Origin of the sequence: Belliella alkalica (assembly GCF_022549785.1) — a bacterium.
GTDB lineage: Bacteria > Bacteroidota > Bacteroidia > Cytophagales > Cyclobacteriaceae > Belliella > Belliella alkalica.
This window is the reverse complement of sequence record NZ_JAKZGO010000023.1, coordinates 1-15,439: the sequence shown is the minus strand read 5'-3', so window position 1 is coordinate 15,439 and position 15,439 is coordinate 1. Positions and strand designations below refer to the sequence as shown.

General features: G+C 38.4%; 8 protein-coding genes. 2 read left to right on the top strand and 6 right to left on the bottom strand.

From position 1 onward, the window contains the following. Nucleotides 1-9 precede the first annotated feature (9 nt). The gene (locus MM213_RS18365; RefSeq protein WP_241414356.1) at nt 10-927 is read left to right on the top strand and encodes a DMT family transporter; all 918 of its coding nucleotides are present in this window, start codon (nt 10-12) and stop codon (nt 925-927) included. Between the two features lie 34 nt (nt 928-961). On the opposite strand, the gene MM213_RS18360 is transcribed toward MM213_RS18365, so the two are convergent. From MM213_RS18360 to gltX, 6 genes are all read right to left on the bottom strand, one after another. Then, nucleotides 962-1,852: a hypothetical protein gene (locus tag MM213_RS18360; protein ID WP_241414355.1), complete on the bottom strand. Its 891-nt coding sequence runs from the start codon at nt 1,850-1,852 to the stop codon at nt 962-964. Between the two features lie 99 nt (nt 1,853-1,951). Beyond that, nucleotides 1,952-3,028, bottom strand: coding sequence for a DUF3810 domain-containing protein (locus MM213_RS18355; protein ID WP_241414354.1), 1,077 nt, complete (start codon nt 3,026-3,028; stop codon nt 1,952-1,954). Nucleotides 3,029-3,032: 4 nt separating this feature from the next. Continuing rightward, nucleotides 3,033-3,614 (bottom strand): NifU family protein, encoded by a 582-nt coding sequence (locus MM213_RS18350; protein ID WP_241414353.1) that lies wholly within the window; start codon nt 3,612-3,614, stop codon nt 3,033-3,035. A gap of 68 nt (nt 3,615-3,682) precedes the next feature. Beyond that, complete coding sequence (locus MM213_RS18345) at nt 3,683-4,342, bottom strand: outer membrane beta-barrel protein (RefSeq protein ID WP_241414352.1); 660 nt, start codon at nt 4,340-4,342, stop codon at nt 3,683-3,685. A 10-nt stretch (nt 4,343-4,352) separates the two neighbouring features. After that, nucleotides 4,353-4,556, bottom strand: a complete 204-nt coding sequence (locus tag MM213_RS18340; protein ID WP_241414351.1) for a hypothetical protein — start codon at nt 4,554-4,556, stop codon at nt 4,353-4,355. Nucleotides 4,557-4,611: 55 nt separating this feature from the next. Beyond that, nucleotides 4,612-6,150 (bottom strand): glutamate--tRNA ligase, encoded by a 1,539-nt coding sequence (gene gltX, locus MM213_RS18335; RefSeq protein WP_241414350.1) that lies wholly within the window; start codon nt 6,148-6,150, stop codon nt 4,612-4,614. An 843-nt stretch (nt 6,151-6,993) separates the two neighbouring features. Between gltX and MM213_RS18330 the strand changes: the two genes are divergently transcribed. Next, on the top strand, nt 6,994-15,439 hold an 8,446-nt coding region (locus MM213_RS18330), incomplete at its 3' end, for an HYR-like domain-containing protein (protein ID WP_241414349.1).

Below are 15,439 nucleotides of genomic sequence, written 5' to 3'. Positions count from 1 at the left end.
CGCCCCATTTTGTCAAATAATCAAAACCCACCCAGAGATATCCAAGCTGAAGGTGCTTTGAAGGCCTGGGGTTTTCTAATTATTCTTGCCTTGATATGGGGTAGTTCTTTTATCTTGATAAAAAGAGGCTTGGAGATCTTTTCTCCTGGTGAAGTAGGCGCATTTAGAATCGTAACAGCAGGCATTGTTTTGCTTCCTTTATCATTGCCTAGATTAAAAACACTCAACAAAAAGCAAGTAAAGAATCTGATAATTGTAGGGCTTGTTGGGAGTTTTATTCCAGCATTTCTATTTGCAAAAGCCCAAACACAATTAAGCAGCTCTCTCACTGGTGTGTTTAATGCTATGACTCCTTTGTTTGTAGTAGTGATAGGCGCTTTATTTTTCAATGCGCGTATCACTAAAAGAAATACAATTGGACTGTTCATTGCTTTCATTGGAGTAGCATTGCTATTAATAGTAAAGGAAGACTCTATTTTCGGAACTTTTGCTGATATCAATTCTTACGCATTCTTTGTGCTACTCGCATGCGCTTGTTATGGGGTAAATTTGAATATCATAAAATATAGGTTTGTGGAACTTAAGCCAGTGGCAATTACAGCTATTTCACTCTTGATGGTACTGCCTGCAGCTTCTATTTATCTATTCGCTTTCACAGACTTTTCTTTCAAATTAACCCAAGTGGAAGGCGCGGTAGAAGCGGCTTCTTACATTACACTTTTGGGTGTCGTTGGGACAGCATTGGCTTTGATACTATTCAATATTATGGTCAAAGTTGCCACTCCCGTATTTGCAAGTTCGGTTACATACCTCATCCCAATTGTGGCTATTTTATGGGGACTAATGGATGGTGAAGTTTTGTTACTTGGCCACTATTTCGGGATAGTCGCTGTGATTTTGGGTGTATGGATTGGAAATAAAAAATAGCTACCTAATCTTTAGATAGCTATTATCAATCCATTTATAGTGTAGGAAGTACCTTTTTCAATTCCTTCTTTGACATTTCAAAAGTTATCCATTTTTTTGGATGTACCGAAATCATTTTAAATCCATTTTCTGGTTTTAGGCTTGAGTTTATACTACTTACGAATGCCACATCCTCATTTTTTTGTATTAAATTATAACCTTCTTTAACAGTAATTAACCTCACTAACCTCACATAAGACTCCGCTTGCTGGTTTAGTACTGCTGATTCGGCGAGTTCCATGCCTGGAAATACAACATCTCCTACATTGATTCTTGATGTTTTTGATTTGAATACATATAGTCTTGAGAACGTGCCATCTTCATGGTATAATTCAATAAAATTCTCTTCATCATCTATTTCGTTGGACTCATTCAGATTACCATCATTGATTTGAGTAACTAATCCTTTCCTAGGTGCACATATGAATGTAGGTTCAGAAAAATGTATCAATACACCAGCATTTCTTTTATCAACATCTTCATTAGTAACATCTTGATTATAAATTTCCTTAGTTATCTTAACTTCGAGACCTTCTCTAATTGGAATTAAAAAGGGGATTTTATCTCTAAACTCAGGATTGTATTTACCTTTTATTATTTGGCTAGTATATTTTAAACTTGTGTTTTCCCCAATATTTTTCACCCTCATTTTAGCTAGTGGGTGCTTGCCTGGCTTGGCTATAAAGAATCTTCCACTAACATCTCTAGTGTCTAAATTTTCAAAATCTTCTAAATCAATAATCACTGAATAATGATACGCGTCTTTATTCTCCGAAAAAAATGTTTTATTCCCGTTTCTTTCCTCTTTCACATACAAATTAACCTGTGCGTTGACAATGCAAGGTGAGTACAATGCAAATATTACAATGCAAATTATTTTATTCATACTTTTTCAAATTTTTGCCGAAATTAATAAATTAATTTCATAATGAATTATTTAGTAAAATTTTCGCCTTCTATACTTACGAGAAAACTGATGATGAAGTTAATTTGAAGATTTTAACCGTACTCTCCAGGAATATGCTAGCATTGGCAATTGTTGGTAACTCATTACACCTGCTTTTACACCTTGTGTTTTGAGAAAGAGATCATTTGATTTTCTACTCAATTCCAAATTAATTGGTTTATACTTTTCTGAATTTTTGCTGATTGAGATCAGGTCGTTCTTTATTCCCTTAGGAATAGTTTTATAAAAATGGGTGTAAAGTTCCTTAGACATTCTAAATAAATCATTCATTTGATAGCGCAAAAGCTTGAGCTGTGCAGAATATTGGAGCAACACATCATCGCTATTTGATCCAATGACCCAAGCGATAAAGTTAGCTTCGCCTTCATCTGTTACACCATAGCTATGAGCCATTTCATGGGCTATGGTAAAAGGTTTTTCTAGTGGATGAAGTGTTGGGTCAATATAGCTTTCTCCAGTAAATGGAAAATATATTCCCAAAATTCCCATTTTTCGCATAAATCCTGCTGGATAAAATTGTTTTGTACGAGGTTCCCCAGTGAAATTCATGCCTAATAAGTACAAGTGTTCCCTCATATTTCCTCTTACCAACTTTTCAAGATCATTATAATCCATGATTGACTCTATTGGCAAAGTATCGTTTTGGATGTCAGATCTAAGCTGATTCAAGATGTTACGTGTAAGTTCCATTTCCCCTATCAATTGCTGTTCATCTAGTGGGATAGGTTTCATTCCTATTTGCTCAAATACTGGGATTCTTTGATAATTGTAACCCCATAGGATTAAAAAGAAAAATATCAATGCTCCCAAGTAATTGAATATCGATCTTATCGTATATCCTAACTTGTTTTTCCAGCCATTCTTTTTTATAAAGTGAAAAATAAATATTCCAATGAACAAAAAAACAGAAGCTATGAAGATATATACTGTTGCAAAGGGTAGCTTGGAAAGTGTTAAATCAATGAGGTTTCTTACTCCTGGGAAAAATTTCCGAGAATATAGTTCTTCTGTTTTTGCAGGGGATTTAAGTGCAAAATGCCTGATCAGAATGCTGATCAGGCCTAGTATTGTCCAAGTCCAATTTCCTCTAAGCATCAGGTTATACTCCCTCTGCTTGTACTTCCTTTACTTCAGGAAGCATCCTTGTGAGTAGATTTTCTATACCTGCTTTTAGTGTCACTGTACTTGATGGACATCCAGAGCAACTTCCTTGAAGTAAAACTTTTACTACGCCATCTTGAAAACTATGAAAAACTATCGCACCACCATCTTGCTCTACTGCAGGCCTGATGTACTCATCCAAAATACCTTTGATTTTCTTTACTATCTCAGAATCGTTTTCATCAAATAGTGGATCTTTATCGAATTCTGCTTTTACAGGCACCTTACCTGATTCTAGATAAGTTTTGATATGGTTCCTTACAATGTCTTGAAGTTCAAGCCATTCGATATCTTCTTTTTTTGTAACTGTCACAAAGTTAGAAGCTATAAACACCCTGTCTACTGCAGCAAAATTAAATAGTTCATTTGCAAGGGGAGAATTCTCTGTACTTTCTTGATTTGGATAATCGAAGCTCACACCCTCTTCAGCCAACATGAAATTCACCACAAACTTCAAAGAATTTGGGTTGGGATTGGCTTCCATGTATATCGTCGTAGGTCTCTTTTGTGCTTGTAACATAATCGCTATGATTGATTTTGTAGTTTGTAATTGATAACAGTAAGCCTGTTAAATAGTTCCTTTTTCTGCTAATTTTGCCACTTGGGTTTAATTATTTGAAATAGGTAACTCATTGTAAATTCAATATTGGTTGAGGTCATATCAAAAACACGGTTTTGAGTTTCAGGTCTATTAAAGTCATATGAAAACCGTACCTCACCAGCTAAGGTGCTTTTTCCAAATAGTTTTGACAAACCCGCTCCAGCAGATAGGCCATATAGAAGTTTTCTTGGCCTGTCATTATCACCCCCATAAGTGGGCAAGACACCGGGTGTGTCGTACTCTCTAATTGGGTCTGTCACATTTAGCATATATCCAACATGTGTCCCTAATTTAATATGAAACCTACCCCTGTTTCCAAAGTAAAAGTTAGACATAAATGGAACTTTGATAAAATCAAATCTAGTTTGATTGGTTCTTTCGAGCGTATCCCTTTGCGTGTAACCTAATTGTAGGTATTGGATTTCAATTTGTGCACCGGCATTTTTGGCAAGAAACTGTTCAATTATCAAACTATATGTAGGCGCTGTGATTCCTCCGGTCCTAGTGACTATTGAACCTGGCCTAAATCTATAGCTATAATTAGAGGTAGAATATCCGCCCCTAATGCCAATATTAGTTTGGGCAAGAAGATTCTCACTTATTAGACCTACAAACAACAATAAAAATAAAGTGAAAGACTTTTGCATTTTCACCTTTCTATTTCTTTTTACCTTTTTTGATATCATTGATATCTTCTCTATCCTTCAATTTCTTGTCTTCGACATTGTTATTCAAAAACTCATTGAGTTTGTCAATAGGAAAACTACTCGAAATCTCACCAAAAGAATCAATATTCATTTGGAAGCCTTCTAGATCTTTGTGAACTTTTGGGTTCTCTTCTTTTTTGGGTTTCTTAGCCATCTTCTTATTGATTACGGCTGAAAGCAGCATCTAATTGCTGCTTTCAGATTTGTGTTTATTCCTGAATTTTTAACGTGTCCAATGCAAAAGATATTCTACTCATCAGCTCTTCCTTACCAAGAATCGAAAATACAGCCATCAAGTCAGGGCCTGCACCCACACCTGTGATTGCCAAGCGAACTGCTTGCATTACTTTGCCAAACTTAATTTCATTCTCCTCAGCAGATTTCTCTAACAATGCCTTGGCTGATTCTGGAGTGAGTGCCTCTTCGAAGTTAGCCAATTTTTCTCTATAGGTGGTCAATACAGTTACTGCATCATTATTCCATTTTTTGGAAGCTACATTATCGTCAAAACTTGTCGGGGCAATGAGCATGAATTTACCTTCTTTCCAAAGATCGGATGGGAACGTTGCTCTTTCTTTCATTATAGCTGATATCTGAGCGGCTTTATCTGGATCTACAGAAAGACCTTCTTTTTCCACATCTGCCATTAGGAAACGAGCCAAAACATCATCTGACTTGTTTCTAAGGTATTGCTCATTGTACCACTTGGCCTTGTTGATATCGAATTTCGTGCCTGATTTTCCTATCCTATCAATGCTAAATGCTTCCACTAATTCATCCAAAGAGAAAATCTCTCTATGATCTCCAGGGTTCCAACCTAGGAATGCCAAGAAATTCAAAAAAGCATCAGGAAGATATCCTTCTTCTTTGAACCCACTAGCCTTATCTCCTGAATTTGGATCTGTCCAGTCCATTGGGAAGATTGGAAAACCATGTTTGTCAGCATCTCTTTTGGATAGCTTGCCATTGCCATCAGGTTTCAATAAAAGTGGCAAATGTGCAAACTGAGGCATCGTATCTTCCCATCCAAAATATTTATATAGCAACACGTGAAGCGGTGCTGATGGCAGCCATTCTTCACCGCGAATTACATGGGTGATTCCCATTAGGTGATCATCAACTATGTTTGCCAAGTGATATGTTGGCATTCCATCTGATTTCATGAGGACTTTGTCATCCAAAGTATTGGAATGAACCATCACCCAACCGCGAATCATATCATTAAGCCTAACCTCTTCTTTTCTAGGGATTTTTATTCTAATCACATAAGGATCACCGGAAGCCAATCTCTCTTTTACTTCATCTTCTGGAAGCGTCAGTGAGTTTTTCATTTGGGTTCTAGTGATAGAGTTATACTGAGGAGACACTACCCTTGCCGCAGTAAGTCTTTCACGCATTGCATCCAATTCTTCGGAAGTGTCGAAAGCATAATAAGCGTGTCCTTTCTCTACCAGGTCCAGCGCATATTGCATATACATAGGCTTTCGCTCAGACTGTCTATAAGGGCCACATTCACCAGGATTCCAAGGACTTTCTTCAGGAGAAATACCTAACCATTCCAGTGATTTTTGAATATACTCCTCAGCACCAGATACAAAGCGAGTTTGGTCAGTGTCTTCAATTCTCAGGAGAAACTTTCCTCCCATTTTTTTGGCAAAAAGATAATTGTAAAGAGCAGTTCTAACTCCGCCTATATGTAAAGCTCCTGTTGGAGACGGTGCAAATCTTACGCGTACTTCTCTATTCATTTGATGTATTTTTTCTATTTTGTTGAAAGTTTGATATCAGTATTTAATAGTATATACCTTAAATATCAATCTACAAAGATAAGTAATTCAGTGGCCGAAACCTTATTTTTTATCAGGGATAAAATGAAAAGTGAATGAGCTTTTTTTGAAAAAGAGGATAAGCTTTAAAAATAGGCTATTTCTTTTCTGACTAAAATGAATAACCTCGCTTATTTGAAGCTAACCTTCTAAGGTGTGATTAGTGTCACCGTATTATTTATGGAATGTTTCTGTTTTTTCTTTGACTTTTGGCTGTTTATACAACAAAATATGTAAATCCGCTCACTTACCAATAGCCAAACAAAATGATATATTTTATATCATTTGATACACTTATAACTTTTCCACCTATAATCAACAACGGCTATCCTCTTGAGCTAGTCTTTTAGTTTAAGTTCAGCTGTTATTTCGGATGATCATATAATTAAACTATAAAAATTTAATGTTCATTATTCTCATCTATACCAATCATGAAAGAGGTCATTGATCACATCCAAAGAACCTATTGAGGTAGTTGAGTATATTTACGTATACAAAAAAAAGCTGTTTGATATCAAATAAATTACTTTTGCCTTTTACGGTTTGATGAGTAAAATAAAATTCAGTGCAAAACAAACAATATTAAATATAAAGTAAAAGATCGTTTCCTTTTATTATGGTATATAGAAATGAGTTATAAGGGCTATTATTAATTAGGAGCTCATTTTACTTTTTTTAGTATGTTTTGACACTTAGATTTTTGATACAGTACTCTAAAGACGACTGCTTTGGTCTTATGTGTGAAATTTGGAAAATATAATTCCTATGAAAAAATATTTACTTTTGTTCTCTTTTTTTGCCAGTGTTTTTGTGCTGCAAGCCAGAGCACAGTGTGATATATCGACATTTAATGTGACACCAGTTAATGGGGTGTGTGCACAAGATGCCCAAATTCTGGTAAGTATTCCTGGAGCTTCGGGCTGCAATGCTATAGCGGTAATCAGGGAGTTGGGAAGTGTAACAGATTTTGATCTGATAAATCTTGACGCATCAGGTGCTGGGTCATTTATTAATCTATTGCCTGGGAATTATGAGGTGCGTATTCAGCAAGGTGCGGTAACTTCAGACGCAATTTCGGTATCAACTTCGACAACTTATGTCCCATTCACGGTACAAAATCAAATTACAAATATTTCTTGTGGCTCTTCGGATACAAATTATGCTGAAGATGGTGAGATAGTTTCTACTATAAGTAGACCAACTTCGGGAACTTATACCTACTCCATAGCTTCCTTAGGGTTGTCATCTGGTCCAATTACTGCAACAAGTTATACTTTTTCCAGTTTAGCTGCTGGATCTTATATTGTAGATGTTACTGAAAACGTGCCAGGTTGTACTGCGGGTGTTGGTTCTAATGCCACAGTTACTAACTATACTGGACCAGGAATGTTTGATAATGCAACAATAACTCCAGGATGGTTTCGTACTTTTGTGAGTTCTACTTCTTGTAATACAGTTGATATAATTATTTCTTCAGCATTTTGGGGTGGAACAGGAAATACAGCAAGGGTTCAAGCAAATTCATTAACAGTATCTTATGGTGCAACGGTTCAGAATGCTACCTTCGCTCCATATCCGGGTTCCTCAGCCACGGGTAGCAATTTTCCTGCATATTTTACAAATCTGCCACCAAATACAGTAATAACAATTACTGCCAACGACGGTTGTAATGAACGAACACATACAGTAACTACTCCACCTATAGATTTGTCTTTTACAAACGTTCCAAGTCAATTTTCAGTTTTGGAGGCAGGGAATTGTGCAAATATTGTTAATTATGTTTCATTAAATTTACCACAGGTTATAGGAGGTGTGGCTAATTACTATGGACCAGTCGGTGGTCAGGTTAGTTTTTATCATGAGGTTGCAGGATCATGGACACTTTTGGAATCGAGAAATATTTCAAATACAGTAACACCCTCTGCGCTTCAATTTCCAGCATCTTTAATTTCTCCTTTGCCTTATAACTTGGTTGTTGGAGATAATTATAGAATTGAATTTGTAAATAGTTGTAATCCTTCACAAGCGGTAAGAATTAGAGATTTTACATTTTCTGAACCACCACCAGTAGACCCTATAAGTCAGGTGTTTTTAACTCCTACACCATCTTTTTTGGATGGGACAGTTGGATTTGCAGTAAGAAAGACGGGCGATAATCCATCTTTAGATCTTTTGTTTAACACGCTGGAATACACTATAAATCGTACAGATGGTATGGTAAGCTATACCTACCCAACTGGTCAGTTGCCTTATTTGTCTGGTGAGCAGGCTGCTGGCACCACAATTAACTTTCCTTATGTGTTTACGCACAACTATGAAGGAGGTTCAGTGCGTCAAACATTCGTAGATCTACCAGTAGGAGAGTATGAGGTTACAGTAAGAAATGTCGAGTGTAATAGTGAAAAAACTATACTTATTAATTTGGATACCCCAACGACTTGGGATCCGCAAATCACTGTGCAAACAGGCTGTACTGCCTCTGATATTTATTATGTTTCAAATGAAAATAGCACGCAAATAGGAACTCATAATTACAGGTTTGGAGGGACTACACGTTTGTTAGTTAACAATAATGGTGATCCGGGAAGCTTAGTGCAGGATAATTTATCTCCTGATTTTTATAATGGAACATTTACCAATGTAGCTCCAGGCGAATACTTTATTGAGTTTCGAAATCATTTTATGAGAACCAATAGTACAGGTAGAAATTCTCATTCAGTTCAATTAGGTGGTGGGATTGCTAGTGGTAACAGACGTCAAGTTTTACAACCAGTAACGATACTTCCTGCTCAAGCAGTTTCTTTTTCTATCGCCTCTGTATTTTGTGACGTTGCCGATCCTAATTCGGGTATTATATCTATAACAGCAGCTGGCGAACCTGTTGGTTCAATTACTTATAGTTTATGGAATTTTGGTACTGATCCTAGTATTGATCAACCACTACAAACATACACTACTACAGATTTGTCCGAAAGGAATTATTCATTTGCAGGATTACCGGTTGGAAATTATGTGATTAGAGTAATTAGTGATTGTGGATTTACAGAGCAAAATTTTGATTTATTACCAGGAGCATTTGCTCCAGATCCTGTCGCTAGTGTTGATGTGGTTTGTTTAACTAGCAATCAAGTTGAATTAAGTATTGCATTACCAACATCAATCTACAATATAGAATGGTTTGATGGCGCTGTGCCTTTAGGTACCGGAAATTCTATAACAGTCAATCCAACTCTTACGACGACATACACGGTTACTTATCAATTGTTAGCTTCTCTAGGTTGCACTTCAGTTGGTACAAGTAGCAAAAATGTTACCGTTGTTGTAACACCTGAAATCTTACTTATTGGTGGCGCAGCCACTAGTTGTGCTGCAGATGGAACAAGCTATACTTTAGAAATCACCATATCAGGCACGGCTCCATTTTTAGCGACAGGTACTGGTGGACCTGGTGCTTGGGTTGATAACGGTGATGGTACTTCTACCTGGGCTTCTGGTGCGATTGCAGCAGGTACAGATTATAGTGTTTCTATTTCTGATAGTGGGGTGTGTAGTCCTCTAATTTTAACTGGTACAGCACCTGTATGCGCAAATATTAGTGGTCGTATTTTTGAAGATATCAATTATGGTGGAGGTGCTGGAAGAGATTACACTACTGCAAATGCTTCTGCAGTAGCAAGTGGCTTCGCCAATAATCAAATCGCAGTTGAGAATGCTAGGGTAGAATTGTATAATAGCTCTGGAAGTTTTGTCAGCAGCACCTTGACCGATAGTGAGGGAAATTATCAATTCCCTATTTCTACCCCTGGTGATTATACAGTTAGGGTAGCAAGTCAAACAGTTTTATCTCAAAGAGCGGGAGCATTACCTGCTTTACGTGCGGTTCAAACCTTTAGAGCAGATGCCTCTACTGGTACCGCCTTAGCTGATGTAAATAGAGTGGGAGGTGAAAATCCATTACTAATTGATGCAGCAAATGGTGCTACCACTTTAGCATCACTAACAACTAGTACAACTACGGCACAATCTATTTCGCCAATTTCAGTTGGAACTTCTGATATTACGAACATTGATTTTGGCTTCAACTTCAATACCATAGTAAATACTTCCGACACAGGCCAAGGTTCTTTACGTCAATTTATTTTAAATGCCAATGCCTTAAATGTTTCTAATCTTGCTATTGAAGGTCAGCCTGCTGGTAGAGATGTGAGTATTTTTATGATTTCGGATGGTAATGCTGTACCAGGTTTAAGAGCTGGATTGCCTAATCAGTTGACTGCTGGAGTTGCTGTTATAACCAATACCACATCTCTACCAAATATTGCCGGGGATTTAATTAGCATCGATGGAACTACCCAAACAGTAAATGTTGGTAATACAAATCCAGGTAGCGAAGGATATTCTGGAAATGTGGGTACAGGAACTGGAATAGGTACCATAAATCAAGTAGAAAGACCAGAGATCGAAGTAAGAAGGCAGTTAGGAACAGCAGCAGCAGCCTTTGTATTCAGAGTAACAGGTTTGGAAACTATCATTAGAGGATTAGCCATAAGAAAACCAAATGGAGGATCTAACAATATCGATGGTATTAGGTTTGCTCCAAGTGCTACCAATGGACTTGCCGAACAAAACTTCATTGGTTCTTCTGCTACAAGTTTTTTAGATCCAGGACTGGATAATCGTTTAAGACTTGGGGTTTGGATGGATGCTTCTAAAAATATAGTTGTACGAAATAATCTTATTGGGCACCTCAACGCATTTGGGGTTCATGCACAAAATGCAGAAGCTGCCTTGATTGTAGGAAATTCGATCTTGAATACAGGTAAAAATTCACCTGATACAAATCCTCAGGAATCATTACGTGTCAGTGGGCCAGGACCAACCGTGGCTCAGCATAACTATTTGGGATACACTCAATGGGGAGCAGTGGATTTGCAATTTGCAGAAAATGTAACCTTCCACGGTAATACTGTTGAAAATTCGATGGAAGAGCCGATAACGGGTGTTGTTCCAGCACAAAATGCGGCTATTATAGCTATGCCTACGTTCAATTCGGTGATATCAAATAATATTATTCGAAACACTCTACATGGCCATGGGATTTTGGTCAATTCACGTGCAGGATTTAATTCTTCAGGAATTCGAATTACTGAAAATAGCATTTATAACAATTCATTGTTGGGGATTAACTTAAATATCTCAGATTTAAATGATGATTCAACCAACGATGCAGTTACACCAAACGATGGTATTAAAAATTCAAATACTGCCAATTCAGGCATGGATTACCCCATTGCTGTCACTGCTATTTTAAATGATACCCAAGACCAACTTTTGATTGATGGATTTGTTGGAAATGACCCTTCAGGAAGCACTCTTTTTGGAAATGCAAAAGTAGAAGTTTTTATAGCATATGAATTCGGAGAAATTGATGGGGAAATTATCCTGGGAGATGGTGAATCCGTTCCTCACGGCGAAGGTAGAACCTTCTTAGGAACTCTCACTGCAGATGCCAATGGGTTATTTACAGGTACCATTTCAGTTTCTGACCTGAATATTGGAGATTTTATTACATTGACCGCAACAGATGAAGATGGAAATACCTCTGAATTTAGTAACAACATTGAGGTTCAAAGCCCAATAATTGCAGAAGATGATCTATTTGGCCCTTTTGATAGTGCTACAGGATCTAGCAATGCGGGAAATATTTTTGACAATGACAGTGTCAATGAAACCCCTGTTGATCCATCTACTATCACAACGACTGTTGTAACAGAGGCTACTCCTATTGGAGGTGGAGTTGTACCTATTTTAGATACAGCTACAGGGATAGTTTCTGTACCCGAAGGAACTCCTGTAGGGGTTTATACCATTGTTTACCAGATTTGCAAGCTTTCTAATCCGTTTAATTGTGATACCGCCACGGTTACAATCAATGTCTCTACATTAGTATGCCCAGAGCCATTAGTCTATCAGGTATTACCATGTTCGGATTCCACTGAAGAATTAGGTGAGCTACCTACACATGAAGAAGTAGATTTTAGATTACCAACTACCCAAGGGCTAATTACAGTATTTTATTCGATTCCAAGAGGATTTGCCGTTCAGAATTCTTCGTATGAAGAGTTTTCCAATTCAGTAAACAATGGTTCATTTGCTTCTGTATTTAATATCGAGTCGGTTACTTTTGAATTTCTTCCTACTGGAAATCCCTATGAATTGATTAAAGAATGGACACTGACTGATGAAGCAGGAAATACTTACGTCTGTGAGCAGGATGTTAGTTTTGAGTTTACTTTACCTGAGTTGGGGCAAGTAGGCGAGCCTATAGTGGAGTGTATAGCAAATGAGTTGAACTATACTGTATCGGCAACCTTTAGAGGTTATGGCCCATTTGAAGCCACGGGAACAGGAGGCGCAGGTGCTTGGAGAGACAATGGTGATGGTACACATACTTGGACCTCAGATCCTATAGTCTCAGGTACAAATTATAATATAAGCATCTCAGATGCGGGTAATTGTGCTCCGATTGTGTTGACTGGAGCATCGCCTGTGTGTTGTGTTTTTGAAGTTACCTGTCCAACTTTTGAGCCTATGACGGTTGAATGCTACGATGATGTTCCATCGGCTACAACATTAACCATTTCAGAATTTGAAGCTCTGGGAAATGGTGACGGATCCATAGGGAATAATCCATGCGGTATCATCGAAATTACTGCAAGCAATAGTGCAGACCCTGGGTGTAGCGGATCGGTTACTAGAACTTATACCATAACTGAATATGAGGATACCAATGGGAATGGTGTAAGAGATGAGGGTGAGGATACTGTTTTGAATACCTCAACTTGTGTGCATGAGTTTAGGGTAGAGGGTACGACTCCACCTATAGTTAACCCAGATCTCCCTTCATATTTTGATGATCAGGTTATAGAAAGAGGGGCGAGTTGTAGGCCAGGTAGGCCAGAAGCACCTCCATCCCAAGAGTTGCTAGATGCCTTGTTCATCAGTTATTGTGGTGGACCTGTCACAGTAACGATTGAAAGAACGTCCGAAAGTGGTGAATGCCCAGAACTAACAATTTTTACTACTAGATATATAGGACAGGATGCATGTGGAAATGTTGCAGAATATATTCAAACACGAACTCTTGTAGATAATACACCACCAGTATTTGTAGAAGAGATACCAGGAGATATTACTGTTTCATGTAATGAGGTGCCAACTGCACCAATCCTTACGGCAACTGACGGGACTTTATGTGCAGTTCCTGAAGTTACTTTTGAAGAAGAGCGTACAGACGGTCTTTGTTCGAATAGCTATATCCTAACTAGAACATGGACGGCAACAGATGCCTGTGGTAATGAGGCTGTACATATTCAGACGATTACTGTTGAAGATACTACAAGTCCTGAGATTTTAGGAGAATTGAATGAGGTAGAAATCGAAGGATGTGGTATAAGTGATGTGCCTCCTGCTGCCACTACGATTGCTGAATTAGAAGCGTTAGGATTGACTATCACCGATAACTGTACTTCCATAGAAAACATATCAGTTACAAGTTCTGATGTGTCTTCGGGTTCATGTCCTTTGACAGTCACTAGAACTTATACAATTTCGGACGCATGTGGCAATTCAAGTACTATTCAACAAGTATTAAATGTTAAGGATACGCTAGCACCAGTTATTGATTTATCATTTTTGGGTTCATGGGCAACTGATCAGACAATTACGTCGTGCATTAGGTTAAATATTCCTCCTAATTTGGATGAGTTGACTGCGGCAGACAATTGTGGTAGTGTTATTCCTGTTACATTTACAATAGAGGAAATTCCAGGTAATTGTCCAGGAAATAGTCAAACAGTATTTACTTTTTCAGCATCAGATGAATGTGGGAATATTGGGACTGTGAGTTTTACTCATACATATGAAATTTCAGGTTTTAATTTACCATCGGATCAGTCAGCAACTGTAGCCTGTGTTGATGATGCGGTAGAACCGAATGCCCCTACAGTTACGGACAACTGTGACAGAACCATCGTTCCAACCTTGACAAGTGTAAGTGATGACCCTACCTGTGAGGGTACGAAAGTTTATACCTATACTTATACAGACTGTGCCGGAGAAGAGTATACCTGGACATATACTTACACGATAGAGACACCTGTGGTAACGATACCAACCAACGGCTCAGCAACCGTATCCTGTGTGGATGATGCGGTAGAACCGACAGCGCCAGAGGTTACAGACAACTGTGGCAGAACCATTGTTCCAACCTTGACAAGTATAAGTGAAGATCCTGCCTGTGAGGGTACGAAAGTTTATACCTACACTTATACAGACTGTGCTGGAGAAGAGTATACCTGGACATATACCTACACGATAGAGACACCTGTGGTAACGATGCCTACTAATGGCTCAGAAACCGTATCCTGTGTGGATGATGCCGTGGAACCGACAGCGCCAGAGGTTACAGACAACTGTGACAGAACCATCGTTCCAACCTTGACAAGTGTAAGTGATGACCCTACCTGTGAGGGTACGAAAGTTTATACCTATACTTATACAGACTGTGCCGGAGAAGAGTACATCTGGACATATACTTACACGATAGAGACACCTGTGGTGACAATGCCATTGAACGGTTCAGCTACTGTATCCTGTGTGGATGATGCCGTGGAGCCGAATGCCCCTGTAGTTACTGACAACTGTGACAGAACTATCGTTCCAACCTTGACAAGTATAAGTGAAGATCCTGCCTGTGAGGGGACGAAAGTTTATACCTACACGTATACAGACTGTGCTGGAGAAGAGTATACCTGGACATATACCTACACGATAGAGATACCTGTGGTGACAATGCCATTGAACGGTTCAGCTACTGTATCCTGTGTGGATGATGCCGTGGAGCCGATAGCACCAGAGGTTACWGACAACTGTGRCRGAACCATYGTTCCAACYTTGACAARTGTAAGTGATGACCCTGCCTGTGAGGGTACGAAAGTTTATACTTACACGTATGAGGATTGCGCAGGAGAAACATACACCTGGACATATACCTACACGATAGAGACACCTGTGGTAACGATACCAACCAATGGCTCAGCTACTGTAGCTTGTGTGGGCGATGCAGTGGAGCCGAGTATCCCTACAGTTACTGACAACTGTGGCAGAACCATTGTTCCAACTTTGACAAGTGTAAGTGATGACCCTGCCT